At 72.0% G+C, this 24,270-nt stretch carries 18 protein-coding genes and 1 pseudogene; 5 read left to right on the top strand and 14 right to left on the bottom strand.

Going from position 1 to position 24,270, the window contains the following annotated elements; genetic code table 11:
- Positions 1-101: 101 nt before the first annotated feature.
- The gene (locus tag ACFV20_RS03200) at positions 102-404 is read right to left on the bottom strand and encodes a WXG100 family type VII secretion target (RefSeq protein WP_030840100.1); all 303 of its coding nucleotides are present in this window, start codon (positions 402-404) and stop codon (positions 102-104) included.
- A 392-nt stretch (positions 405-796) separates the two neighbouring features.
- Here ACFV20_RS03200 and ACFV20_RS03205 point away from each other — a divergent pair, with 392 nt between their 5' ends.
- Complete coding sequence (locus ACFV20_RS03205) at positions 797-5,443, top strand: FtsK/SpoIIIE domain-containing protein (protein WP_385651760.1); 4,647 nt, start codon at positions 797-799, stop codon at positions 5,441-5,443.
- A 49-nt stretch (positions 5,444-5,492) separates the two neighbouring features.
- Here the strand turns inward: ACFV20_RS03205 and ACFV20_RS03210 are convergent, their stop codons facing one another.
- Both ACFV20_RS03210 and ACFV20_RS03215 read right to left on the bottom strand, forming a co-directional pair.
- The gene (locus ACFV20_RS03210) at positions 5,493-7,514 is read right to left on the bottom strand and encodes a serine/threonine-protein kinase (RefSeq protein WP_385651763.1); all 2,022 of its coding nucleotides are present in this window, start codon (positions 7,512-7,514) and stop codon (positions 5,493-5,495) included.
- Positions 7,515-7,727: 213 nt separating this feature from the next.
- The gene (locus ACFV20_RS03215) at positions 7,728-8,576 is read right to left on the bottom strand and encodes a menaquinone biosynthetic enzyme MqnA/MqnD family protein (RefSeq protein WP_385651766.1); all 849 of its coding nucleotides are present in this window, start codon (positions 8,574-8,576) and stop codon (positions 7,728-7,730) included.
- A gap of 321 nt (positions 8,577-8,897) precedes the next feature.
- On the opposite strand from ACFV20_RS03215, the gene ACFV20_RS03220 reads away from it, so the two are divergent.
- Both ACFV20_RS03220 and ACFV20_RS03225 read left to right on the top strand, forming a co-directional pair.
- Entirely contained in the window at positions 8,898-9,101 is a 204-nt protein-coding gene (locus ACFV20_RS03220; protein WP_004984723.1) for a cold-shock protein, read from the top strand.
- A 201-nt stretch (positions 9,102-9,302) separates the two neighbouring features.
- Positions 9,303-10,040, top strand: a complete 738-nt coding sequence (locus tag ACFV20_RS03225) for a class I SAM-dependent methyltransferase (protein ID WP_385651767.1) — start codon at positions 9,303-9,305, stop codon at positions 10,038-10,040.
- Positions 10,041-10,059: 19 nt separating this feature from the next.
- Here ACFV20_RS03225 and kstD read toward each other — a convergent pair whose 3' ends face one another.
- The 4 genes from kstD to ACFV20_RS03245 form a co-directional block, all read right to left on the bottom strand.
- Positions 10,060-11,841 carry a 3-oxosteroid 1-dehydrogenase gene (gene kstD, locus ACFV20_RS03230; protein WP_385651769.1) on the bottom strand — a complete coding sequence of 594 codons (1,782 nt, stop codon included), beginning with the start codon at positions 11,839-11,841 and terminating at the stop codon, positions 10,060-10,062.
- 187 nt (positions 11,842-12,028) lie between these two features.
- The gene (locus ACFV20_RS03235; protein WP_385651770.1) at positions 12,029-13,150 is read right to left on the bottom strand and encodes a substrate-binding domain-containing protein; all 1,122 of its coding nucleotides are present in this window, start codon (positions 13,148-13,150) and stop codon (positions 12,029-12,031) included.
- 107 nt (positions 13,151-13,257) lie between these two features.
- A complete protein-coding gene (locus ACFV20_RS03240; protein ID WP_385651773.1) occupies positions 13,258-15,177 on the bottom strand; it encodes an AMP-dependent synthetase/ligase in 1,920 nt (639 codons plus the stop codon).
- Positions 15,178-15,418: 241 nt separating this feature from the next.
- Positions 15,419-16,720, bottom strand: coding sequence for an acetyl-CoA C-acetyltransferase (locus tag ACFV20_RS03245; RefSeq protein WP_385651776.1), 1,302 nt, complete (start codon positions 16,718-16,720; stop codon positions 15,419-15,421).
- Positions 16,721-16,841: 121 nt separating this feature from the next.
- On the opposite strand from ACFV20_RS03245, the gene ACFV20_RS03250 reads away from it, so the two are divergent.
- Together ACFV20_RS03250 and ACFV20_RS03255 are read left to right on the top strand one after the other, a co-directional pair.
- Positions 16,842-18,149 (top strand): 3-oxoacyl-ACP reductase, encoded by a 1,308-nt coding sequence (locus ACFV20_RS03250; RefSeq protein WP_385651778.1) that lies wholly within the window; start codon positions 16,842-16,844, stop codon positions 18,147-18,149.
- Positions 18,149-19,003: a MaoC family dehydratase gene (locus tag ACFV20_RS03255; RefSeq protein WP_385651780.1), complete on the top strand. Its 855-nt coding sequence runs from the start codon at positions 18,149-18,151 to the stop codon at positions 19,001-19,003. Before ACFV20_RS03250 ends, ACFV20_RS03255 begins: the two co-directional genes overlap by 1 nt.
- Here the strand turns inward: ACFV20_RS03255 and ACFV20_RS03260 are convergent.
- The 7 genes and pseudogenes from ACFV20_RS03260 to mqnE all read right to left on the bottom strand — a co-directional run bounded on the left by ACFV20_RS03260 (position 18,991) and on the right by mqnE (position 24,239).
- Positions 18,991-19,656 carry a TetR/AcrR family transcriptional regulator gene (locus ACFV20_RS03260; RefSeq protein WP_385651782.1) on the bottom strand — a complete coding sequence of 222 codons (666 nt, stop codon included), beginning with the start codon at positions 19,654-19,656 and terminating at the stop codon, positions 18,991-18,993. The genes ACFV20_RS03255 and ACFV20_RS03260 overlap by 13 nt on opposite strands.
- A gap of 124 nt (positions 19,657-19,780) precedes the next feature.
- Positions 19,781-21,091 (bottom strand): dicarboxylate/amino acid:cation symporter, encoded by a 1,311-nt coding sequence (locus ACFV20_RS03265; protein ID WP_385651784.1) that lies wholly within the window; start codon positions 21,089-21,091, stop codon positions 19,781-19,783.
- A gap of 67 nt (positions 21,092-21,158) precedes the next feature.
- Positions 21,159-21,218, bottom strand: a pseudogene (locus tag ACFV20_RS03270) (putative leader peptide); the annotation flags it as partial.
- Between the two features lie 205 nt (positions 21,219-21,423).
- A complete protein-coding gene (locus ACFV20_RS03275; protein ID WP_385651786.1) occupies positions 21,424-21,723 on the bottom strand; it encodes a DUF4229 domain-containing protein in 300 nt (99 codons plus the stop codon).
- A 91-nt stretch (positions 21,724-21,814) separates the two neighbouring features.
- Complete coding sequence (locus ACFV20_RS03280) at positions 21,815-22,339, bottom strand: GNAT family N-acetyltransferase (RefSeq protein ID WP_385651788.1); 525 nt, start codon at positions 22,337-22,339, stop codon at positions 21,815-21,817.
- A gap of 16 nt (positions 22,340-22,355) precedes the next feature.
- Positions 22,356-23,006, bottom strand: coding sequence for a UdgX family uracil-DNA binding protein (locus ACFV20_RS03285; protein WP_385651790.1), 651 nt, complete (start codon positions 23,004-23,006; stop codon positions 22,356-22,358).
- Positions 23,007-23,075: 69 nt separating this feature from the next.
- A complete protein-coding gene (gene mqnE, locus ACFV20_RS03290) occupies positions 23,076-24,239 on the bottom strand; it encodes an aminofutalosine synthase MqnE (RefSeq protein ID WP_234846836.1) in 1,164 nt (387 codons plus the stop codon).
- Positions 24,240-24,270: the final 31 nt, after the last annotated feature.

Below are 24,270 nucleotides of genomic sequence, written 5' to 3' on the forward strand. Positions count from 1 at the left end.
ACCGCGTCCGGTCGGCGGCCGACCGGGGGCCGGCAGCATCTCGCTCCCGGCACCCGACAAGCCCCTGAGCCCTGGGCCCGGATTCCCCGAAGCCGCGAGCGCTACTTGCTACGGGCCTGCTTCGCCAGCTCGTCGTCGATCTGCTCGAACTTGTCCGCGGCCATGGTCAGGTAGTCGCCCATGCCGTCCAGACCGTCCAGCGTGTCCTTCATGCCGCGCACAAACTCGTCGAAGTTCTCGTCGAACGCCTTCGACGAGCTCTTCGTGACGTAGCCACCCTGGACCAGGTTGTTGATGTACTTCTTGAGGCCCTCGAGCTTCTCCTGGAGCTTTTCCTTCTCCTTCACGACATGCTTCGCCGCATCCCGCATGTCCTGATAAGTGACATCAAGGTCCTTGGCCATGAAGCCGCTCCCTCTCGCAACGCCGCAGGGCCAACCCCCGTGGCTCCCTGTTTGCGGACTCGTCGGCCCTCAGGCCGAGTTGCCGGTCGCCGTGGCAACCGGTGTGATCGTCCGCTCTTGCGTCAGCAGCTTACGGGTGTGGCTTGTGGTGCCCATACCCGCCTTGTGAACGACCCGTCATGAAAGCGTGTACGACGTTGCCATCGGGAACGTCACGGCGCCTCCCCATTGCCCCGCCGCCGTGCCCAACGGATATCGTCCCTGTACCACTGTGACCCGCGTGACTGAAGTGAGCAGGGCAGCGAGCAGCGCAGCGAGCGATCGGCACAGCGGCAACCAGCGACAGACACCACAGCGGCCCTACCGGCCCAGTGGCACGGGGAGGACAAGTCGTGCGCCTGACTCTGACCGTCGTCGACCCGTACGGCGGTGGCACCGCCGACGTCGTGCTCGATGCCGATCCTGAGTCCACCGTCGGGGACATCGCGCAGGAGCTGGCCAAGCAGGTGGGGCACAGCGGGGCGCAGGTCATCCCGCTCGGGCAGCACCGGCACGCGCCGGCCAACAACGCGCCCCTCGTGTACGTGGACGGGTATGCCGTCGATCCCGGCGCCACTGTCGTGGGATCGCCCCTGCGCGAAGGCGCCGTCGTCAGCCTTCAGGACCCGTCGGGGTGTCTGCCGGGTGAGCCCACCGGGCTCGTCGAACTGCGGGTCGTGGGCGGGCCCGCGGCCGGGTTCGTACACCGGCTCGGCGTCGGGCGGTACGACATCGGCAGCGGCCCGGCGTCGTACGTCCGTGTCGATGATCCCGAGGTCGACGCCCGGGCCCTCACCCTCTCCGTCGCCACCGACGGCACCTGCCGGGTCGCCGTGCACACGGACAAGGAGCTCGTCACCCTCGACGGCGTCTCCCTCGCCGAGGACGAGGGCAAGGAGGAACCCGGCGGGAAGAAGCGCGGCAGGAAGAAGGACGCCCAGCAGGAGGAGAAGGAGGAGAAGAAGGGCGGCCCCGCCGAGTGGCCCCTCGGTGCTCAGATCGCCGTCGGCAACACCCTTCTCGAACTCACCCGTTACGCGCCTCCGAACGCCGCCCTCAAGTGGTCCGACGACGGTGTCGGGCTGGACTACAACCGGCCCCCGCGGCTGCGTCCTCCCGAGCGGCAGACCAACTTCCGGCTGCCGTCGTCGCCGCGTGAGTACGAGGCCAGACCGCTGCCCTGGCTGATGGCGCTGACGCCTCTGGTCGGTGCCGTCGTCTCGGTGATGATCTTCCAGCGCTGGTACTACCTGATCATGGCGGGCCTCAGCCCGATCCTGCTGTTCGCCAACTACTACAACGACAAGAAGCACGGGCGTAAGTCGCACGCCAAGCAGGTCAAGGAGTACGAGGAGCAGAAGGAGCGGATCGAGAAGGACGCCCAGGACGCGCTCGTCGCCGAGCGGAACGACCGCCGGCAGGCCATACCCGACCCGGCGACCGTGCTCGCCCTCGGGACCGGGCCGCGTACCCGGCTGTGGGAGCGGCGGCGCACCGACCGCGACCACCTGCTGGTCCGTTTCGGGACCGGGCAGCTGCCCTCCGAGGTGGTGCTCGACGACCCCGAGCAGGACGACCATCGCCGCCAGGTGACCTGGAAGATCGAGGACGCCCCGGTCGGGCTGCACTTGCGCACCCTCGGTGTCGTCGGCGTGGCCGGGCCCGGCGACTCCGCCCGGGCCCTCGGGCGCTGGGCCGTCGCGCAGACCGCGGCGCTGCACAGCCCGATGGACGTGCAGTTCTACGTGCTGAGCGACAACGCCGCCCAGGAGTCCTGGGACTGGGTGCGCTGGCTGCCGCACGCCCGGCCGTCCGGCGGGCAGGACGTCAACGCGCTCATCGGGACGGACGCCGAGACCGTCGGTGCCAGGATCGGCGAGCTGACGCAGATCCTCGATGCCCGCAAGAAGGCCGCCGAGGCCAACAAGTCCTCGCAGGGTTCGTCCTTCAGCGATCCCGACATCGTCGTCGTGTGGGACGGGTCGCGACGGCTCCGGTCCCTCCCGGGCGTCGTACGACTGCTGCGCGAGGGTCCCGCCGTGTCCATGTTCGCCATCTGCCTGGACGCCGAGGAGCGGTTCCTGCCCGGCGAGTGCCAGGCCTACGTCGTGGCCGAGCCGAAGGCCGAGGAGTACGAGCCGGCCGCCCAGCAGGTCCAGCAGCAGTCCCAGCAGGTCGCCGGCGGGTTCCCCTCCTTCCAGGCGTGGCACGGCAGCGCCCAGCAGCCCGAACAGGTGGAGCGCACCGAGAAGTTGCGGCTGCGCGTCGAGGAGGCCGGTGCGGAGCGCCTGAAGGACGTACGGCCCGACTTCGTCTCCGCTGCCTGGTGCCTGCGCCTGGCGCGGTCGCTGTCGCCGCTGCGGGACATCAGCGGTGAGACCGAGGACTCGGCGCTGCCCGGGTCGAGCCGGCTGCTGGACGTGCTGCAGCTGGAGCCGCCGACCAGTGAGGCGATCGTGGCCCGCTGGCAGATGGGCGGGCAGTCGACGCTGGCCGTCATCGGTGAGTCGTACGACGGGCCGTTCGGCATCGACATCCGCAAGGACGGGCCGCACGGTCTGATCGCCGGTACGACGGGTTCGGGCAAGTCGGAGCTGCTGCAGACCATCGTGGCGGCGCTGGCGGTGGCGAACACGCCCGAGAACATGACGTTCGTGCTGGTCGACTACAAGGGTGGCGCGGCGTTCAAGGACTGTGTGCATCTGCCGCACACCGTCGGCATGGTGACCGACCTCGACGCCCACCTGGTCGAGCGCGCCCTGGAGTCGCTGGGTGCGGAGCTGCACCGGCGCGAGCACATCCTGGCCGCCGCCGACGCCAAGGACATCGAGGACTACCAGGACCTGGTGCGCCGGGACCCGTCGCACGCGCCGGTGCCCCGACTGCTCATCGTCATCGATGAGTTCGCCTCGATGGTGCGCGACCTGCCGGACTTCGTGACGGGGCTGGTGAACATCGCCCAGCGTGGCCGTTCCCTCGGCATCCACCTGCTGCTGGCGACCCAGCGGCCGAGTGGTGTCGTGTCTCCCGAGATCCGCGCCAACACCAACCTCCGTATCGCGCTGCGGGTGACGGACGGCGGTGAGTCGTCGGACGTCATCGACTCGCCCGAGGCCGGGCACATCTCCAAGAACACCCCGGGTCGCGCGTACGCCCGGCTCGGGCACGCCTCGCTGGTGCCGTTCCAGTCGGGCCGGGTCGGTGGCCGTCGGCCCGGGGCGGCCGACCCTGCCGTGCTGATGCCCTGGGTGGGTGCGCTGACCTGGGAGGACCTGGGCCGGTCGGCGCTGGTCAAGCCGAAGGCGGAGTCCCGGGAGGACGAGGAGATCACCGACCTGAAGGTCCTCGTCGACACCATCCGTGACGCCAACAGCTCGCTCGGCATCCCGCCGCAGCACAGCCCGTGGCTGCCCGCCCTGGACGAGACGCTGCTGCTGGACGACGTGGAGGCGCCCGCGTTCGCCGGTGGCCCCGGCAAGCTGCCGCCGGCGCCGTACGGCATCGAGGACCTGCCCGCGAGCCAGGCCCGCCGCCCGGTCGCCGTGGACTTCTCGTCCTTCGGCCATCTGATGATCGGCGGCGCCCCGCGCAGCGGCCGCTCCCAGGTGCTGCGCACCCTCGCGGGCTCTATCGCCCGGACGCATTCCGTCGCCGACGTGCACCTCTACGGCATCGACTGCGGCAACGGCGCGCTCAACGCCCTGACGCGGCTGCCGCACTGCGGGGCGGTCGTGAGCCGTAACCAGACCGAGCGGGTGGTGCGGCTGGTCAACCGGCTCAAGGGCGAGATGGGGCGGCGGCAGGACGCGCTGGCGGAGAAGGGCTTCGCGGACATCGGTGAGCAGCGGGCCTCGGTCGCCGAGGACGAGCGGCTGCCGCACATCATGGTGCTGCTGGACCGCTGGGAGGGCTGGGTGCCCACGCTCGGCGAGGTCGACCACGGGTCGCTGACCGACGAGTTGCAGACGATCATGCGCGAGGGCGCGAGTGTCGGCATCCATCTGGTCCTGACGGGTGACCGCACGCTGCTGGTGGGCCGGATCGCGACTCTCACCGAGGACAAGTACGGTCTGCGGCTCGCCGACCGCAGCGACTTCTCGGCGCTCGGCATCCCGGCCCGCAAGGTGCCGGAGGAGATTCCGCCGGGCCGGGCGTTCCGCAACGAGTTCGGTACGGAGACGCAGTTCGCGCTGCTCGCGGCGGACACCACCGGTCAGGGGCAGGCGGCGGCGCTGGCGGCGATCGGCGAGGCGGCCGCGGCCCGCGACGCCGGGGTCCCCCGCTCGCGGCGTCCCTTCCGCGTCGACAGCCTGCCCAGCCGCATCTCCTTCCCCGAGGCGTGGGAGATGCGCGACCCGGACGCGTCCCGCTCGCGCCTGTTCGGCCTGGCCGGCATCGGCGGCGACGAGATCGTCGGCTTCGGCCCCGACCTGGCGGAGGGCGTACCGGCGTTCGTCGTCGCGGGCCCGGCGAAGTCGGGCCGCTCGACGGTCCTGCTGAACTTCGCCCACTCGTTCCTGTCCCAGGGCACCCGGCTGGTCATCGCGGCCCCGCGCCAGTCCCCGCTTCGCGGGCTCGACGGCACGGACGGCGTCCTGAAGGTCTTCACCGGTGACGACATCGACGAGGACGAGTTCGAGGAGCTGATCGACCAGGCGTCCTTGGAGGAGCCGATCGCGGTCCTCGTCGACGACGGCGAGATCCTGGAGGACTGCGATGCCGAGAGCCAGATGAAGAAGCTGGTCTCGCGCGGCGCCGAACGCGGGCTCGCGCTCGTCATCGCCGGTGACGAGGAGGACGTGTGCAGCGGCTTCTCGGGCTGGCAGGTCGACGCGAAGAAGGCCCGCCGCGGCATCCTGCTGTCCCCGCAGGAGTCCTCCAGCGGCGACCTCGTCGGCGTCCGCCTCAACCGCAGCATGGTCGGCGGCCAGGTCGCCCCCGGCAAGGGCATGCTGCACCTCGGCGACGGGGAGCTGCGGACGGTGGTCATCCCCGGGTGAGGCGCTGAGCCGGGGCGGCCGGTCCGGCCCGAAGGACGGCTGCCCCTGGTCACTCCACCTTCGACAGCCGAGCCCGGGTCCGCCCCGATTCCTCGCTCTCCGACTGGTAGTGCAGGTCGTCGCCCACCGGCTTGAGGTGGACCGTCGTCCTGGCCGGGTTGCAGCCGCTGTGGTTGGTCTTCGCGCCGACCGACGTCGCGACGAGCTCCTTCTTCGTCACCTGCTTCAGGGTGAGTACGTCGACGCAGGTGCCGCCGATCGGGTCGGTCTGGCGGAGCTTGCCCAACTCCTGGCCGACCGCGGCCCGTTCGACCGTGACGCGGAACGTGCCGAGGGGGAGACTGCCGTCGAGGGCGACGCCCTGGCCCTCCCAGGTTCCGAGGTACGCCGCGGGCACCGCTCCCGTGGAGGGGGCGGGGCTCGCGGTCGCCGCCGGGGGTGCGTCGGAACCGCTGCTCGAGTCCGCGTCGTCCTGGTCGCCGCCCCGGCCCGGCAGCAGGTCGAACACGAAGACCGATCCGATCGTCACGGCCGCCATCGCCCCGGCGACCGCCAGCGCCACGGAGCAGCTCAGCCTGCGCACCCGTCCGCCACCGGCGCCGTCCGGTGCGGACGTCGCCGCGACCGAGACGGTGACCCTGCCGGGCCGTCGCCCGGAGGCCGGGGCGGTGCCGGTGCCGGTATCGGTATCGGTATCGGTATCGGTGTCGGTGTCGCTGTCGCTGTCGATGTCCTGCGGGTGGTCCTTGCCGTCCCGGTTGCCGTCCCGGGGTTCGGGTACGGCGGCGGCGTCCTGGGGGGCCGATGGCCGCAGAGCCCCCTGTGCCTCCGCCGCCCCAGGAGCAGCGGGCGGCCCAGGAGAAACAGGCGGCCCAGGGAAGACAGGCGACACTCCCGACGGCATCACCGGCGCCGGTCCGAAGACCCCCAGCCCTTCACCCCCGGTCGTCTCCGGCGCTGCCCCCACCGAGGGGCTGCTGAAACCGACCGGCCCGGAAGGTCCCCCCGACCCCGGCATGACCGGCCCGGAAGGACCCCCCGCCCCCGGCACGACGGGCCCGGAAGGGCCCTCCGCCCCCGGCGCGGCGTCCGCCCCCGCCCCGGGCACCGCATCGGCCCCCACCGCCCCCGGCGTAACCGGCCCGGAAGGGCTCCCCGCCGCCGCCCCCGGACCCGCCGCCTCCAGGTTCAGCAAGCGCACCGCGCTGCGGCTCACCTGCTCCACCAGCGCCCCCGGCAGCCATCCGCCCGCCACCAGCCGGGCCGCGCCCTCGGGGCCCAAGCTGCGGGCCAGCTGGGCCGGGGCGGGTCGCGCGGCCGGGTCCTTCGCGAGGCAGGACGCGGTCAGCTTCCGCAACTCCCCGTCGAGCAGACCGAGTTCAGGTTCCTCGTGGACGACCTTGTAGAGCAGGGCCGCCGAGGAGTCGCCGGGGAAGGGCGGTGCGCCGGTCGCCGCGTACGCGAGGACCGCGCCCAGTGAGAAGACGTCGGCCGCACCCGTGACGCCCCTGCCGAGGATCTGCTCGGGCGACATGTAGCCGGGCGAGCCGATGGACACGCCGGTGGACGTGAGGGACGCCGTGCCGTCGGTGGCCCGGGCGATCCCGAAGTCGATCAGCAGCGGGCCGTCGAGGGTCAGCAGGACGTTCGACGGCTTCACGTCCCGGTGCACCAGGCCCAGCTCGTGCACCGCCGCCAGCGCCTCGGCGAGCCCCGCCCCGAGGGCCCGTACCGTGTGGGCCGGCAGCGGACCGCCGTCGGCGACCGCGGCCGACAGGGACGGGCCGGCCGCGTACGCCGTCGCCACCCACGGCACCCGCGCCCCCGGGTCGGCGTCGAGGACGGGGGCCGTCCAGGCGCTGCCCACCCGGCGCGCGGCCTCGACCTCGCGCCGGAACCGTGCCCGGAACTCCTCGTCCAGCGCGAAGTGCGGGTGCACGATCTTCACGGCGACCGTGCGGCCGCCGGCGCTGCGGCCCAGGTAGACCCGGCCCATGCCGCCGGAGCCCAGCCGGCCGAGCAGCCGGTAGGGCCCCACGACGGTGGGTTCGTCGACGTCGAGCGGCCGCATGGGCGTCACCCCTCCCCCGTGGGCAGGCGGGGACGGCTCCGATCCCGGTACGCCTGCACTCCCAGCAGAGTAGTGCGGGGACACCGCCGGCAGAGTAGTGCGGGGACACCGCCGGCAGAGTAGTGCGGGGAGACCGCCCGGCTCACGGCTGCGGCAGGTTCACCCGCACATCCGCCGGAAAACCGGTCGTCGGCCCGACCCTCCACGCCCGGCTCACGGCTGGAGCAGGTTCACCCGCACATCCGCCGGGAAGCCGGTCGTCGGCCCGACCCTCCGCGCGAACTCGGCGACCGCTTCGAGCTGCGGGTCGCCGAAGCGGAAGTCGAGGGTCGTGAAGTAGCGGGCGAGGGTCTCCTCGTCGAAGGCCTCCCAGCGGGCTGCCTGCTCGGCGACCTTGGCGACCTCCTCCAGGGAGAGGTTGCGCGAGTCGAGGAAGGCCCCGTGCACCCGGCGGGTGATGACCGGCTCGCGCTCCAGGTAGTCGCGGCGCGCCGCCCAGACGGCGAAGACGAACGGCAGGCCCGTCCACTCCTTCCACAGCGTGCCCAGGTCGTGCACGTCCAGGCCGAAGCGCGGCCCGTCGAGCATGTTGACGCGCAGCGCGGCGTCGCCGATGAGGACGGCGGCGTCGGCCTCCCGCATCATCAGGCTCAGGTCGGGCGGGCAGGTGTAGTAGTCCGGCTGGACGCCGTAGCGCTCGGCGAGGAGCAGCTGGGCGAGGCGGACGGAGGTGCGGGAGGTCGAGCCGAGGGCGACGCGGGCGCCGTCCAGCCGGTCGAGGGGGACTTGCGAGACGATCACGCACGACATCACCGGGCCGTCGCAGCCGACGGCGATGTCGGGGAAGGCCACCAGGTCGTCCGCGTGCCTGAGGAACTCGACGAGAGTGATCGGACCGATGTCGAGTTCGCCCTGCACCAGCTTCTCGCTGAGCTTCTCGGGGGTGTCCTTGGAGAGCTCGAAGTCGAGGAGCGTGCCCGTTCTCGCGAGCCCCCAGTACAGGGGCAGGCAGTTCAGGAACTGGATGTGGCCGACGCGCGGCCGGGTGCGAGGATTGTCCACATCGTGAGGCTAGCCCTCACGGCGTACGGACCGGCGCGCACCCCCGCGATCGGGGCGGGGGCGGCGGTGAGGGGGCCGCGCCGCCAGTCGGCCGAGGGATGTTCAAACATTCGGGTGACGTGATCTTGACCCCTATTGCATTCCGGGGCCTGCGTGCTAGGCTCGTCGCAAGTTGCAGTTTGGTTTCCCTTGCAGTACAGAGCCTGCGGAGCATGTGACCGCGGGCTCTCGTCATTCTCAGACATATGCACTTGTGCAGAATTCATCTTCACACTTGCTGGTTCTGGAGCAGGGCAACCCTTTTGAGCCCAAGGAGGGCTTATGGCTACCGGAACCGTTAAGTGGTTCAACGCCGAAAAGGGCTTCGGTTTCATCGCCCAGGAGGGCGGCGGCCCCGACGTCTTCGTCCACTACTCCGCGATCAACGCGACCGGCTTCCGGTCCCTCGAGGAGAACCAGCAGGTGTCTTTCGACGTCACGCAGGGTCCGAAGGGCCCGCAGGCTGAGAACGTCACGCCGGTCTGATTGTGTAGTACCCAAGGAGCCCCGCGCCGTAAGGCGACGGGGCTCCTGCCCTTTCCGGGCCCGTCCGCCCGAGGGGCCTGATGAATTCCCGGCGAATTCCGGCGGTCGGACGCCCGTCCCCGGCATGACCGTCTTCCCCTCCCTCGGCCGGCACCGGGAGGAGCCGCCTCGGAGGAAGGCGCCGCGCTAGGGTCCCCGGCCATGACCGAGACCCCCGACTTCGCGACGGCCACCCCTGACGATGTGAGCGCGGCCCCCGACTTCGTGGCCGAGACCCGTACCTTCTACGACGCGGCGCCCGACTTCGTGGCCGAGACCCGTACCTTCTACGACACCGTGGCCGAGGAGTACGCCGTTCAGTTCGGTGACCTGCGCCCGGGGACGCCCCTGGACCGGGGCGTGCTGTACGGCTTCACGGAGCTCGTGGGTGCGGGCGGCGAGGTCGCCGACCTGGGCTGCGGGCCCGGCCGGGTGACGGCGTACCTGGCGTCCCGCGGGCTGTCGGTGTTCGGTCTCGACCTGTCGGAGTCGATGCTGGCGATCGCCCGGCGCGAGCATCCGGGGCTGCGGTTCGTGCGGGGCTCGATGCTGGAGCTGGACCTGCCGGACGGCTCGCTCGACGGTGTCGTGTCCTGGTACTCGATCATCCACACGCCCGAGGAGCACCTGCCCGCTCTCTTCGCCGGTTTCCACCGCGTCCTGCGGCCCGGCGGCCATCTCCTCCTCGGCTTCCAGTGCGGCGACGAGCCCCGCCGCTACGAGGAGGCGTTCGGCCACGCCGTGCCCCTGACCTTCCTCCGGCGCCGGCCGGAGCACGTGGCCGGTCTGCTGCGCGCCGCCGGGTTCACCCTGCGCGCCACGACGGTGCGGGAGCCGGACGTGGAGCGGGGTGAGCCGGTCGCTCAGGCGAGCCTCGTGGCCCGCAGGCCGGCGGAGTGACCGCGCAAGCCCCCGGCGTCTACAGCACCCCCGCCGCGTCCCTCGCCGCGATGTAGCCGAACGTCATCGCCGGGCCGATGGTCGAGCCCGCGCCCGCGTAGCTGTGGCCCATCACGGCCGCGCTGGCGTTGCCCGCCGCGTACAGGCCCGGGATCACCGAGCCGTCCTCGCGCAGCACCCGGGCCCGGGCGTCCGTGCGCAGGCCGCCCTTGGTGCCGAGGTCGCCGGGGACGATGCGGAAGGCGTGGTACGGGGGGAGCCAGAGGGGCGCCAGGCATGAGTTGGGGAGGACGGAGGGGTCCGTGTAGTAGTGGTCGTAGGCGCTGTCGCCCCGGTGGAAGTCGGGGTCCACGCCCTGGCGCGCCTGGGCGTTGAAGCGGTTCACGCTGGTGCGCAGGGCCGCCGCGGGCACGCCGATCGAGGCGGCCAGCGCGTCCAGGGTCCACTCCTTGTGCGCGGCCCCCGAGGCGTACCAGGCGTCGGGGAGGGGCAGGGTCGGCAGGACGTCCTTGAAGAGGTACCGGTTGCGGTAGTTCTGGTCGACGACGAGCCAGCACGGGATGGCCGGGTCGGTGTCGTTCACGTCGTACATGGTGTGCACGACGTCGCTGTAGGGGGCGGCCTCGTTGACGAAGCGGCGGCCCGCGCGGTTCACGAGCAGTCCGCCGGGCAGGGTGCGTTCGGCGAGGCAGAAGTACGGCTGCCCGGGGACGGGGATCGCCGGTCCCCACCAGGCGTCCTCCATCAGGTCGAGCGCCGCGCCGAGGCGCTCCCCCGCCCGGATGCCGTCGCCGGTGTTCTCCTTGGCCCCGACGGTCCAGTCCGTGCCGATGGGCCGGCGCTGGAAGCGTTCCCGCATGGCGGCGTTGTGCTCGAAGCCGCCCGAGCCGACGATCACGCCGCGGCGGGCGCGGACCAGGCCGGGTGCGCCGTCGCGGGTGACGACGGCTCCCGTCACTGTGCCGTTCTCGACGTGCAGGTCGGTCAGGGGTGTGTTCAGCCAGACCGGGACCCCGGCTGAGCGCAGGCCGGCACGCAGGCCCGCCGCCAGCGCCTGGCCCATCGTCAGGGGCTTCTGGCCGAGCGCCGCCGCCTTCACGCCGCGGGCCAGGCACTGCGCGGCGACGGCCGCGCCCCGGGCGTTGACGGCGGCCAGGGCGACCCACTTGTAGTCGGCGCTGAAGACGACCATGCCGGCGGGGACGTCCATGTAGGGCGGGTTGAGGTGGGCCAGCTCGGCGCCCAGGAGGTTGCCGTCGAGCTGGTCCGGCTCGATGGAGCGGCCGCCCGGCAGGCCGCCGGGCAGCTCGGGGTAGTAGTCGCTGTAGCCCTCCATCCAGCGGAACCGCAGCGGGCTGTTGGCCAGGACGAAGGAGATCATCGGCGGGCCGTGGGTCAGGAAGGCCCGCTGCCGGTCGGCGGGGACGTCCGGGCCGACGACCGCGGCGAGGTAGGCGGCGGCCTTCGCGGGGGTGTCCGGCACCCCCGCGGCGAGGAGCACGGCGTTGTTGGGGATCCAGATGCCGGCGCCCGAGCGGGCGGCCGAGCCGCCGAAGGTCGGGGCCTTCTCCACGACGACGCAGCTCAGCCCCTGGCGGGCGGCCGTCAGGGCCGCGGTCATGCCGGCGGCGCCGGAGCCGATGACGACGACGTCGTAGGTGCCGAGCGGGGGTAAGTCGGCTGCCCGGGCGCCCTGTTGGACTCCGGCGGCGACCGCGAGACCGGCTCCGGCGGCCCCGGCCAGGAGTCGTCTTCGGGACGGGGATCCGGGGGTGCCCGGGGTGTCCGTGCGTGGGGTCATGGCCGCTCCAGCCCGACGAGAACGCGACAGGGGTGGGGAATGTCGCGCGGGGGCCTTGCGAAGTCAAGGCCCGTGCGACGCCCTTCGCTCGGCGGCGCGGGGAAACCGCGCGAGCAGCCACCGGCGGCCCGCGGCCGACGGCGAGGAGGATCCCCGAGACCCGGGGCCGACGACCCGCACGTCTTGGCTACTGAAGGCCGATGGCCGCGCAGTCCGCCTTGTACGGCGCGGTGCAGATGTCCTTGACGGTGTACACGCCGTCGGTGACGACCGTCTCCTTGATGTTGTCCTGGGTGAGGGCCACCACCGGCACCAGCATCGCCGGGATGTTCTTCCGCGTCGGGCTGTCGACCGTCTCCCGTGTCAGCGCGGCGAACTCGATGTCCCGGTCCTGGACCTTGGCCACGGCGATCTTCGCCGCGTTGGTCGCCTCCAGCAGGAAGGACTTGTACACGGTCATGTACTGCTCGCCGGCCACGACCCGCTGCACCGCGTCGAGGTTGGCGTCCTGCCCGGTGACCGGCGGCAGCTTCGAGGCCCCGGCCTCCTCCAGTGCCTCGATGACGGCGCCCGCCATGCCGTCGTTGGCCGAGTAGACGGCGGCGATGTCGTTCAGCCCGACCTTCTGGATGGCCTTCTTCATGTTGGCCTTGGCGATCGCCGGCTTCCACTCCTTGGTGTCGTACTGCGCGACGATGTCGACCTGGCCACGGAGTTCGCTGAGGGCGCCGTCCTTGAAGCGTGCGGTGTTGGGGTCCGCGGGGTCGCCGTTCATCATGACGACCTTGCTCTTCTGGGCGTTGTCGCCGAGCTCCCCCATGAGGGCGCGGCCCTGGACCTGGCCGACGAGTTCGTTGTCGTGGGAGACGTAGGCGTCGATGGGGCCCTCGGCGAGCCGGTCGTAGGCGATGACCGGGATGCCCGCCTCCTTGGCCTTGCGGACATCGGCGGCGATGGCCTTGGAGTTCAGGGCGTCGACGAGGATGACGTCCACCCGGTCGGCGATCATCTTCCGGAACTGCTCGCTCTGTCTGGTGACGCTGGACTCGGCGTTGGCGTAGCGGACCGTGCCCTTGTTCTCCGTGAGGTCGGCGACCTCCTGCTTGATCAGCGGGTAGTCGAACTTCTCGAAGCGTGCCGTCTCCCGGTCGGGCAGCAGCAGGCCCACCGTGAGGTCGTTGCTCTTCTTGGCGGCGGAGTCGTCACTCCCGCCGCCCCCGCACGCGGCGAGGGACAGAGCCGATACGGAGACCGCCAGGGCGATGGACAGACGCCGCACGGCGGCCTGACGGGTGTTACGCGGTATCACTGGTGGAGCCTTCCGTGGGGGGGAGCATCGTGACGAGGTGGTCGAAAGCCAACGGGCAGACGCCGTGCGTCGTCAAGAACCCCGTGTGAAGACATCGCAAAGGTGAATCACCGCGTGTACAGGCCCTCCACTTCCGCGGCGAACGCGCGCAGCACGGCCTCCCGGCGGAGCTTCAGCGACGGGGTCAGATGGCCCGCCTCCTCCGTGAAGTCCTCGGGGAGGACGGCGAAGCGGCGGATGGACTCCGGGCGGGAGACCATCTTGTTGGCCTCGTCGACGGCGCGTTGCAGGACGGCGCGCAGTTCCTCGTCGTCGACGAGGAGCGTGGCCGGCACGGGGTGTTTGCCGTTCATCTGGCGCCAGTGGGTGATGCCGTCCGGGTCGAGGGTGATCAGGGCGGAGACGAAGGGGCGGCCGTCGCCCAGGACGAGGCACTGGGAGATCAGCGGGTGCGAACGCAGCCAGTTCTCCAGCGGGGCCGGGGCGACGGACTTGCCGCCGGCCGTGATGAGCAGTTCCTTCTTGCGGCCGGTGATGGTCAGGTAGCCCTCGTCGTCCAGCGCGCCGAGGTCGCCGGTGGCGAGCCAGCCGTCGGGCGCGGCGGGGACGACGCCGCCGGCCTGCGGGTCCCAGTAGCCGCGCAGCACGTGGTCGCCGGCGACCAGGATCTCCCCGTCGGCGGCGATGCGGACGCGGGTGCCGGGCAGTGGCCAGCCGACGGTGCCGAGCCGGGGTTTGAGGGGCGGGGTGACGGTGGTCGCGCCGGTGGTCTCGGTCAGGCCGTACCCCTCGAAGATCTCGATGCCGGCGCCGGCGTAGAACGCGGCGAGGCGGCGGCCGAGCGGGGAGCCGCCGCAGATGGCGTAGCGGACCCTGCCGCCCATGGCGTTGCGGATGCGGCGGTAGACCAGGGGGTCGTAGAAGGCGCGGGCGGTCCTCAAGGCGCGGGTGGGGCCGGGTCCGGTGCCGGTCTGCTGGGCCTCCAGGGCCTCCCCGTAGCGCTGCGCGACCGCCACCGCGCGGTCGAAGGACGAGGCCCGGCCGCCCGACTCGGCCTTGGCGCGGGCGGAGTTGAAGACCTTCTCCAGCATGTACGGGATGGTCAGCAGACAGGTCGGCCGGAAGCCGGCGAGGTCGGGCAGCAGGTCGTCGGCCTTGATGCTGGGCGCGTGGCCCAGCCGGACGCGGGCCCGGACGCAGGCGATCGCCACCATGCGGCCGAAGACGTGGGACATCGGCAGGAACAGCAGCACCGAGGCCTCTTCGCTGGTCCTGGCCCGGAAGACGGGGTAGAGCAGCTCGATGGCGTTGTCGACCTCGGCGAAGAAGTTGCCGTGGGTGAGGGCGCAGCCCTTGGGGCGGCCCGTGGTGCCCGAGGTGTAGACGAGGGTGGCGAGGGTGTCGGGGCCGAGCATGCCGCGCCGCACCTCGACCTCCTGGTCGGACAGGTGCGCCCCGGCCTCCGCGAGCCGGTCCACGTGGCCCTGGTCGACGACCCACAGGTGCTTGAGGTCGGGCAGCCGCCGGCGCTCCGGGCCGAGGGCGGCGGCCTGCGCGGCGGTCTCGGTGACCAGGGCGACCGCGCCGGAGTCCTGGAGGATCCAGCGGGCCTGGAAGACGGAGGAGGTGGGGTAGACGGGGACGGTGACCAGTCCGGCCGCCCAGGCGGCGAAGTCGAGGACGGTCCACTCGTAGATCGTGCGGGCCATGACGGCGATCCGGTCGCCCGGCATCAGGCCCTCGGCGATCAGGCCCTTCGCCACGGCGCGTACCTGGTCGGCGAAGTGCGCGGCCGTGACGTCGCTCCAGGTGCCGTGGGCGTCTCTGCGGCTGAGTGCCACGGAGTCCGGGTGCGCGCTCGCGTTGTCGAAGGGCAGGTCGGCGAGCGACCCGTGGGCCCACGGCGGGGCCAGTGGCGGTACGGAGGCCTCCCGTACCGCCCCGTCCATCCGCCGTACCTCGGGCTCGACGAGCCTCGGTCCCCCGTACGCGTCGCCGTGGGCGGAGGAGGGATACGCAGTGGACACGGGCGGCTCCTGGGGCGTGCAGCGAAGGACTGCTTGCTGCATGACGTACGTGCCTCGCACGCCGAGGCGCTCAACCGGCTCGATCCCCCCTGAGAGGTCGTTCAGGGGTTACTGCCGGTAGGAACGGGATCGTACGGCGCTGACGTGGCGGGTCTGTGCGGGTTCGGGGATGGTCCGGAGCCAGGCCTGTGCAATCTCGGGGATTACGTGAGAGGCCTTCAGGTTCTGCGCACCGTCACCCTCAGGCGCGCTCCAGGACGGCCGTCACCCCCTGTCCCCCCGCCGCGCAGACGGAGATCAGCCCGCGGGCGGGGGCGTCCCGTTCGGCGAGGAGCTTGGCCAGGGTGGCGACGATCCGGGCGCCGGTGGCGGCGAAGGGGTGGCCGGTGGCGAGGGAGGAGCCGGCGACGTTCAGCCGGGCGCGGTCCACCGTGCCGAGGCCTCGCTTCTCCCAGGCGGCGAGCGTCGCCAGCACCTGGGAGGCGAACGCCTCGTGGATCTCGACGAGGTCGAAGTCGTCCAGGGCGAGCCCGGCCCGCTCCAGCATCCGCGGGACGGCGTACGCGGGCGCCATGAGCAGCCCGTCCTCGCCGCCGGCCACGTCACCGCCGGCGAAGTCGACGGCCGCCGTCTCGTACGCGGTGAGGTACGCCAGCGGCTGGAGGCCGCGTGCGCGGGCCCACTCCTCGCTCGCCAGCAGCACGGTCGCGGCGCCGTCCGTGAGCGGGGTGGAGTTCCCCGCGGTCATGGTCGGTGCGGGGTGATCGAGTCCGAACACCGGTTTCAGGGAGGCCAGTTTCTCCACCGTCGAGCCGGGGCGCAGGTTCTGGTCGCGGGCCAGGCCGCGGAAGGGCACCACCAGGTCCTGGAAGAAGCCGCGTTCGTACGCCGCCGCCAGCCGCTGGTGACTGGTGGCGGCGAGTTCGTCCTGCGCCTCACGGGCGATGCCCCAGGCGCGTGCGGTGACGGCCGCGTGCTCGCCCATGGACAGGCCGGTGCGCGGCTCGGCGTTGCGCGGGATGTCCGGCACGAGATGGCCCGGGCGCACCTGGGCCAGGGCCTTCAGGCGGGCGCCGGGCGACTTCGCGCGGCGGACCTCCAGCAGGATGCGGCGCAGCCGGTCGTTGACCCCGAGGGGCGCGTCGCTGGCGGTGTCGGCGCCGCCCGCTACGGCCGACTCGGTCTGACCGAGGGCGATCTTGTTGGCGGCGGCGATGACGGCCTGGAGGCCTGTGCCACAGGCCTGCTGGATGTCGTAGGCGGGGGTGCTCGGGTGGAGGCGCGAGCCGAGGACGGTCTCGCGGGCGAGGTTGAAGTCGCGGGCGTGCTTGAGCACGGCTCCGGCGACGAACTCCCCGACGGCGCCCGGCTCCTGAAGTTCGTGGCGCTCGACGAGGCCGTCGAGGGCGGCGGTGAGCATCTGCTGGTTGGAGGCGGTGGCGTAGGGGCCGTCGGAGCGGGCGAAGGGGATGCGCGCTCCGCCGACGACCGCCACGCGCCGCACCGCCGGCGACAGCTGCCGGGGACTCGTCGACCCACTCATCGCGACCAGCTCATCTCGACCCGCTCCTCGTCCGTGACGTAGCCTTACCTCCGGTAACCTTACTCCAGAGTAAGCAGGAGTGGGGCGTCAGCGAACCGCCCTCGGGAATTGGGAGTCGTCCATGGCCGACCGCTATCTGCGCTTCACCGCCACCGCGCCGGGCCGCTTCCTCACCCGCCGGCTGGGACTGCCGCAGCCCGTGGCCCTGACCCGCTGGTCCCCCGAGCGGCCCGGGCTGGACGGCGGTCTGCTGCACCTCACCGCCGGCCGGTCCGGCCTCGACCTCGCCCCCGTCCTGGCCCGTACCGGGCTCGGCCCCGGCGACTGTGCCCGCACGGCCGCCGTCGTCCTGGACGCGACCGGGGTGCGGGACGTCGAGGCCCTGGCGGAGGTGCACGCCGCCCTGCACCCCGTCGTGCGGTCGGTCGCGCCGAGTGGACGCGTCGTCGTGCTCGGCGCGCCCCTCGACCCCGCCGACCACCACCAGGCCGCGGCCCAGCAGGCCCTGGAGGGCTTCACGCGGTCCCTCGGCAAGGAGATCGGCCGGGGCAGGACGGTGAACCTGGTCCGGCTCACCGACGCAGCCGCCGCGGAGTCCACATTGCGCTTCCTGCTGTCCCCCGGGTCGGCCTATGTGAGCGGGCAGGTCGTCGAGGTGGGAGCCGCCTGGGACGAGACGGCCGCCGCCGACCCGCGGCGCCCCCTGGCCGGCCGCACCGCCCTGGTCACGGGCGCCGCCCGGGGCATCGGCGAAGCGGTCGCCGAGATCCTCGCGCGCGACGGCGCCCGGGTGGTGGTGCTCGACGTGCCGCGGGCCGAGCAGGACGCCCGGCGCGTCGCCGACCGGCTCGGCGGCACCGCGCTGCTGCTCGACATGACGGCCGCCGACGCGGGCGCCCGGATCGCCGACGCCCTGCCGGACGGCCTGGACGTGCTGGTCCACAACGCGGGCATCACCCGTGACCGGCGCCTGGTGAACATGCCCGCCGAACGCTGGGCGTCGGTGCTGGACGTGAACCTGGCGAGCGTGCTGCGCACCACCGACGCCCTGCTGAAGGACGGGACGCTGAAACGCGGCGGCCGGATCGTCGCCACCGCCTCGATCGCGGGGATCGCCGGGAACGCCGGCCAGACCAACTACGGCGCGAGCAAGGCCGGTGTCGTCGGCCTGGTCCGCTCGCTGGCCCCGCGCGCGCGGGCCGAGCACGGCGTGACGGTCAACGCGGTCGCGCCCGGCTTCATCGAGACGAAGATGACGGCCGCCGTCCCGCTGTTCATCCGCGAGGCGGGCCGCCGGATGAACTCCCTCGCCCAGGGCGGTCTCCCCGCCGACGTCGCCGAGACCACCGCCTGGCTGGCCCACCCGGCCTCGGGCGCGGTCAACGGCCAGGTCGTCCGCGTCTGCGGCCAGAGCCTGCTGGGGGCGTGATGAACGACCCCACCGCCGCCCTCACCCTCACCCGGCCGCCCTCCCTCGGCCCGCTCCTCGCCCGGGGTGCCCTGCTGTCCCCCTTCAAGCGCCCCGGTCCCGACGCCCGGTTCCCCCGCACCCGGCTCGTCCTGCCCGGCGTGCGCGTCGACCTCGCGCGGCTCGTCGCGTACGAGCGGGTCTGCGGGTTCCCCGTCGGGGAGGACGCGCTGCCGGTGACGTATCCGCATGTGCTCGGATTCCCCCTGGCCATGCGGCTGATGAGCGGCGGGGACTTCCCGCTGCCGCTGCTCGGCCTCGTCCACACCTCGCTCACCGTCACCCGGCACGAGCGGCTGGCGCCCGGCGGCCGGTACGACCTCTCCGTGCACGTCGAGGGGCTGGTACCGCACCGGCGCGGCACGCAGGCCACGGTCGTCACCGAGATGCGCCGCGGCGGGGCCGTCGTCTGGGAGTCGGCGAGCACGTACCTGGCCCGGCACCGCACGGACCGGCCGGCCGCGGGGCCCCGGGAGCCGGAGGCGCCCGAGCCGCTGCCGCCGGTCGACGAGTGGCGGCTCGCCGGGGACGTCGGGCGCCGCTACGGGGCCGCCTCCGGGGACCGCAACCCGATCCATCTGCACCCGCTCACCGCCCGGCTGTTCGGCTTCCCGCGGGCCATCGCGCACGGCATGTGGACCGTGGCCCGCTGCCTCGCCGCGCACGGCGTCCCCCAGCACTGCCGTCTGCGCGCGGAGTTCCGGGCACCGGTCCTGCTGCCCGGGACGGTGACGTACGCGGCGCGCGAGGGCCGGTTCGAGCTGCGCGGCCCGCGGGACCGGATCCATGTGACGGGGGACGTCTACCCGACGTGAGGGCTTTGCGGCTCCTCCGGGGGCGTCCAGGGCCGGCCCGCCATGAGGTCGCCGAGTCCCGCCCAGGCGAAGTTCATCAGCGTGGCGGCGGCCTGGCGGGCGGTGACGCCCGGCGTGGCGTTGGCCCACGCGGCGAGCGACTCGGCGGCGCCGACCAGGGCCTCGGCGAGCCCGGCGACCTCACGCTCGGGCAGATCCGGGTCGCGGTGTGCCTCGCGGGCTGCGGCGAGGATCAGCTGCGTCACGAACGCGACGATCTCCTCGCGCATCGCGGTGACCTCGGCGGCGAACGGTTCGCCGTGGGTACGGGCCTGGAGGTGCAGCACCGACCACGCGTCCGGGTTCTCGGCGGTGTGCGCGAAGAAGGCCCCGAGCCCTTCCCAGAGCTGCCGGTCGGCGGGCAGGTCGCGGCGGACCCCGGCCCGCACCGCGTCGACCAGGGCCCCCGCCTCGCGGCGGATGCAGGCGGTGAAGAGGTCTTCCTTGGAGTTGAGGTACAGGTAGACCAACGGCTTGGACACACCGGCGAGTTCGGCGATCTCGTCCATCGACGCGGCCATGTAGCCCCGTTGGCCGAAGGTCCGCACGGCGGCGTCCAGCATCTGCTGCTCACGGACCGCGCGCGGCATCCGCTTGGTCTTCACGGCACCCATAGCGCTTAGCGTACGGGCCCCCTGGGCGGCCCTCGCCCGGGTCGTCCGGGGAAGGGCCGCTCAGGGGGCCCGTGAACGCGTGCGGCCGGTGCTGCCGTCGAGCAGCCGTGCGGCCGTGCCGCCGTCAGGCGGTCGCGGTGACCGGCTCGGTCCGGTCGCGCGGCTCGTCGAGCGGCGCGTCCAGGGAGGAGCCGTCGGCCGTGGCGTAGGCGTCGCGGTCGAGCAGGTTCTCCCGGGCCGAGACCAGGACCGGGATCAGCGCCTGTCCGGCCACGTTGGTCGCGGTGCGGATCATGTCCAGGATCGGGTCGATCGCGAGGAGCAGACCGACGCCCTCCATCGGCAGGCCGAGGGTGGAGAGGGTGAGGGTCAGCATGACCGTCGCGCCGGTCAGGCCGGCCGTCGCGGCGGAGCCGACCACCGAGACGAACGCGATCAGCAGGTAGTCGCCGACGCCCAGCTGGATGTCGAAGATCTGGGCGACGAAGATCGCGGCGATGGCCGGGTAGATCGCGGCGCAGCCGTCCATCTTGGTCGTGGCGCCGAACGGCACGGCGAAGGAGGCGTACTCCTTCGGCACGCCGAGCCGCTCGGTGACCTTCTGCGTCAGCGGCATGGTGCCGACGGAGGAGCGGGAGACGAAGGCCAGCTGGATCGCGGGCCAGGCGCCCTTGAAGAACTGGACGGGGTTGACCTTGGCGACGGTCGCGAGCAGCGTCGGGTAGACGCCGAACAGCACGATGAGGCAGCCGACGTAAATGTCGGCGGTGAACGTCGCGTACTTGCCGATCAGGTCCCAGCCGTAGGTGGCGATGGCGTAGCCGATGAGGCCGATGGTGCCGATCGGGGCGAGCCGGATGACCCACCACAGCGCCTTCTGGAGCAGGCTGAGGACGGACTCGCTGAGGGTGAGGATCGGCTGGGCCTTCTCACCGAGCTGGAGCGCGGCGATACCGGCGACGGCGGCCATGAAGACGATCTGCAGCACGTTCAGCTCGGTGAACGGCGTGATGACGTCGGTCGGGACGATGCCCGTCAGGAAGTCGATCCAGGAGCCGGTGTCCTTGGGCTTCGCGCCGTCCTTGGGCGTGAGGCCGGTACCGGCGCCCGGGTTGGTGACCAGGCCGATGATCAGACCGATGCTGACCGCGATCAGCGAGGTGATCATGAACCAGAGGAGGGTGCGCGAGGCCAGCCGGGCCGCGTTGTTGACCTTCCGCAGGTTGGTGATCGACACGAGGATCGCGAAGAAGACGAGCGGGGCGACCGCGAGCTTCAGCAGCCCGATGAAGGTGTCGCCGACCTTCTCCAGTGTCGTGGTCAGCCAGGACAGGTCCTGGCTGCGGGCGAGCCAGCCCAGCAGCACACCCAGGACGAGACCGGCGAGTATCTGGGCCCAGAAGGGCACCTTGAAGGACTTCGTGTGTGAGGACACGGACTGACTCCGTTGGGGGGACGCGTTGGGGGGACTGACGTGGGAGACGACGGGGGGTTGCGTGACGTCAGGGACGACAGAAAGCGGACGCGCACCGACAGAGATCCACGTGCAGCCGCGCCACGAGCGGAGCGCTCAGAGGCGAATGGGGCGCGACTGCTGACTTCATACCACGACCTTAACACCGGAGCTTTGAGGACCCCAAAGCCTGGCTTTGACAGGTGACGCCGCGCACACACCCATACAACGCAAAGCGCCCCGTTTCCGAGCATGTACGGAAACGGGGCGCTGCACGCGTGTGCGGGCCCGGCCAGGACCCCCGCGGACAGGCCCTACGAGGTCTGCCCCTGGGTGCGGACGGTGTCGTCGGCGGCGTCCTCCTGGCTGCGGTTGGCCTCCATGTTCGCCTTCATCCGGTCGACGCGCTGCGCGACCTGCACGGACGCCCGGTCCCGCTCCTTGCGCAGCACGACCAGGCTGATCGGCGCGGAGATGAGCAGGGCGAGGGCCACGACCCACAGCCCGTTGCTGTTACCGAGTCCGCGCGGGGCGATGCCGGAGTAGACGGCGCCCCAGACGACCACGAGGCAGGCCACGAAGATTCCGAGGCGCATCAGCGTGTAGCGGAGCATCTCAATCCACTCTTCCGTTTCGAACGGCCGGAACACACCCAAAGGGGCACCGTCCAGTGAAGCACGCGCAGCGGCCGGTCCTGCAGGGGGGTCAGACGAGGGGCAGCAGCATGACCACGTCGTCGCGGTCCTCCCCGGGCCCCACCCGGATCGCCCCGGGGATCCGCCCGACCTCCTTGTAGCCGCAGGACTCGTAGAACCGCTCCAGGCCGAGACCGCCCCGGCAGGTCAGCCGGATCGCCTCGATCCCGTCCATCGCGCGGGCCGTGTCCGCGGCGGCGCGCAGCAGGTCCCGCCCCCAGCCCTTGCCCTGGTGCCTGGGGTGCACCATCACCGTGTACAGCCACAGCCAGTGCGTCATCAGGTGGTGCGTGTTGAAGGTCAGGAACGCCGTCGCCGCGACCCGCCCCTCCTCGTCGTGCCCGACGAGGAGCTTGACCCGCCCGTCCGCCATCGCCGCGAAGTGCTGCACCAGCGCGGGACGGATCTCCTCGCGCGTCACCGGCGGCACGTATCCGACGGCTCCCCCGGCGTTGGAGACATCGGTCCACAGATCGAGCAGGCCGTCACGCAGCGCGGGAGTGACGGCGGGTTCGAGCGTGAGGGTAAGGGGCATGCGGGAATCGTAGCCATTACGACAGGGCGTCGGCCGCCACCCGGAGGTCCGACACCAGCCCCCGGTACGCCGCCTCCCGGTCGTCGGACCGCAGCACCGACGACGGATGGACGGTCGGCACCAGCCGCTCCGGCCGCCCGTGGATCTCCTCCTCCAGCACCGTCCCCCGCACCTGTGTCACCCGGAAGGACGACCCCAGCAGCGCCTTCCCGGCGGTCGCCCCGAGGACGACGATCAGCTCCGGCTCCACGACCGCCAGCTCGGCGGCCAGCCAGGGCCCGCACGCGGTCATCTCCCGCAGGCTCGGAGCCTTGTGGATCCGCCGCTTCCGGGGCTCGGCCTGCGTGAACTTGAAGTGCTTCACGGCGTTGGTGACATAGGCCTCGGCAGGGTCGATGCCGGCGTCCCCGAGGGCCCGGTCCAGCAGCTTCCCGGCCGGCCCCACGAACGGCTTGCCCTGCCGGTCCTCCTGATCCCCGGGCTGCTCCCCCACGAGCATGACCCGGGCATCGGCGTCCCCCGCGCCGAACACGGTCTGCGTGGCGTCCCGATGCAGGGGACACCCCCGGCACTCGGCAGCGGCCCGCCGCAGAGCGGGAAGACCGCCCCGCGCAGGCACAAAGGGTTCAGCGGTATAGGCGTCTTCAGGCGCCCCGGTGGCCACCATGCCGGTCGAGTACCCACCTCAGGGGCGCGGGGAACTGCGCGAAAGCCCCCCACACACCCGCACCCGCCATCAGACCCGCATGGGCTGCGGCGCCTCGCGAAGCAAGGGGTCGGGCCCCTCGTACTCCCGAATGATCTCGTACCGCGTGTTCCGCTCCACCGGCCGGAACCCCGCGTCACGGATCAGATCCAGCAGATCCTCACGCGTCAGCTTGTTCGGCGTCCCGTAGTTGTCCGCGTCATGAGTGATCTTGTACTCGACGACCGACCCGTCCATGTCGTCCGCACCGTGCTGCAACGCCAGCTGCGCCGTCTGCACCCCGTGCATGACCCAGAAGACCTTCACGTGCGGCACGTTGTCGAACAGCAGCCGCGACACGGCGAAGGTCTTCAGCGCCTCCGCGCCCGTCGCCATCTGCGTCCGCGCCTGGAGGCGGTTACGCACCTTGCCGTCCTGCATGTCGACGAAGTCGTGCTGGTACCGCAGCGGGATGAAGACCTGGAAGCCGCCGGTCTCGTCCTGCAGCTCACGCAGCCGCAGCACGTGGTCCACCCGGTGACGCGGCTCCTCGATGTGCCCGTACAGCATCGTGCACGGGGTCTTCAGACCCTTCTCGTGCGCGAGCCGGTGGATCCGGGACCAGTCCTCCCAGTGGGTGCGGTGGTCCACGATGTGCTGCCGGACCTCCCAGTCGAAGATCTCCGCGCCGCCGCCGGTGAGGGACTCCAGACCGGCGTCGATCAGCTCGTCGAGGATCTCCGAGGCGCTCATCCCCGAGATGGTCTCGAAGTGGTGGATCTCCGTCGCCGTGAAGGCCTTCAGGGAGACGTCCGGCAGCGCCGCCTTCAGCTCGCGCAGCGACCGCGGGTAGTACCGCCACGGCAGGTTCGGGTGCAGCCCGTTGACGATGTGCAGCTCGGTGAGGTTCTCCGACTCCATCGCCTTCGCGAGCTTGACGGCCTCCTCGATCCGCATCGTGTACGCGTCCTTCTCCCCCGGCTTGCGCTGGAAGGAGCAGTACGCGCAGGAGGCCGTGCACACGTTCGTCATGTTGAGGTGACGGTTGACGTTGAAGTGCACGACGTCGCCGTTCTTGCGGGTGCGCACCTCGTGCGCGAGGCCGCCGAGCCAGGCCAGGTCGTCCGACTCGTACAGCGCGATGCCGTCCTCACGGGTCAGGCGCTCACCCGCCCTGACCTTCTCCTCCAGCTCGCGCTTGAGCCCGAGATCCATGCCCACACCTTTCTACGACGACGTCCCCACC

The sequence above is a fragment of the Streptomyces sp. NPDC059696 genome (genome assembly GCF_042733745.1).
Taxonomy (GTDB): Bacteria; Actinomycetota; Actinomycetes; order Streptomycetales; family Streptomycetaceae; genus Streptomyces.

Excerpts from the sequence above, each read along its gene's own strand:
- ACFV20_RS03220 (WP_004984723.1), top strand. The coding sequence starts at position 8,898 with ATGGCTACCGGAACCGTTAAGTGGTTCAACGCCGAAAAGGGCTTCGGT.
- ACFV20_RS03260 (WP_385651782.1), bottom strand. The coding sequence starts at position 19,656 with ATGGGTGCCGTGAAGACCAAGCGGATGCCGCGCGCGGTCCGTGAGCAG.
- ACFV20_RS03285 (WP_385651790.1), bottom strand. The coding sequence starts at position 23,006 with ATGGTGGCCACCGGGGCGCCTGAAGACGCCTATACCGCTGAACCCTTT.
- kstD (WP_385651769.1), bottom strand. The coding sequence starts at position 11,841 with ATGACCCCACGCACGGACACCCCGGGCACCCCCGGATCCCCGTCCCGA.
- ACFV20_RS03210 (WP_385651763.1), bottom strand. The coding sequence starts at position 7,514 with ATGCGGCCGCTCGACGTCGACGAACCCACCGTCGTGGGGCCCTACCGG.
- ACFV20_RS03225 (WP_385651767.1), top strand. The coding sequence starts at position 9,303 with ATGACCGAGACCCCCGACTTCGCGACGGCCACCCCTGACGATGTGAGC.
- ACFV20_RS03250 (WP_385651778.1), top strand. The coding sequence starts at position 16,842 with ATGGCCGACCGCTATCTGCGCTTCACCGCCACCGCGCCGGGCCGCTTC.
- ACFV20_RS03200 (WP_030840100.1), bottom strand. The coding sequence starts at position 404 with ATGGCCAAGGACCTTGATGTCACTTATCAGGACATGCGGGATGCGGCG.
- ACFV20_RS03245 (WP_385651776.1), bottom strand. The coding sequence starts at position 16,720 with ATGAGTGGGTCGACGAGTCCCCGGCAGCTGTCGCCGGCGGTGCGGCGC.
- mqnE (WP_234846836.1), bottom strand. The coding sequence starts at position 24,239 with ATGGATCTCGGGCTCAAGCGCGAGCTGGAGGAGAAGGTCAGGGCGGGT.
- ACFV20_RS03275 (WP_385651786.1), bottom strand. The coding sequence starts at position 21,723 with ATGCTCCGCTACACGCTGATGCGCCTCGGAATCTTCGTGGCCTGCCTC.
- ACFV20_RS03280 (WP_385651788.1), bottom strand. The coding sequence starts at position 22,339 with ATGCCCCTTACCCTCACGCTCGAACCCGCCGTCACTCCCGCGCTGCGT.
- ACFV20_RS03255 (WP_385651780.1), top strand. The coding sequence starts at position 18,149 with ATGAACGACCCCACCGCCGCCCTCACCCTCACCCGGCCGCCCTCCCTC.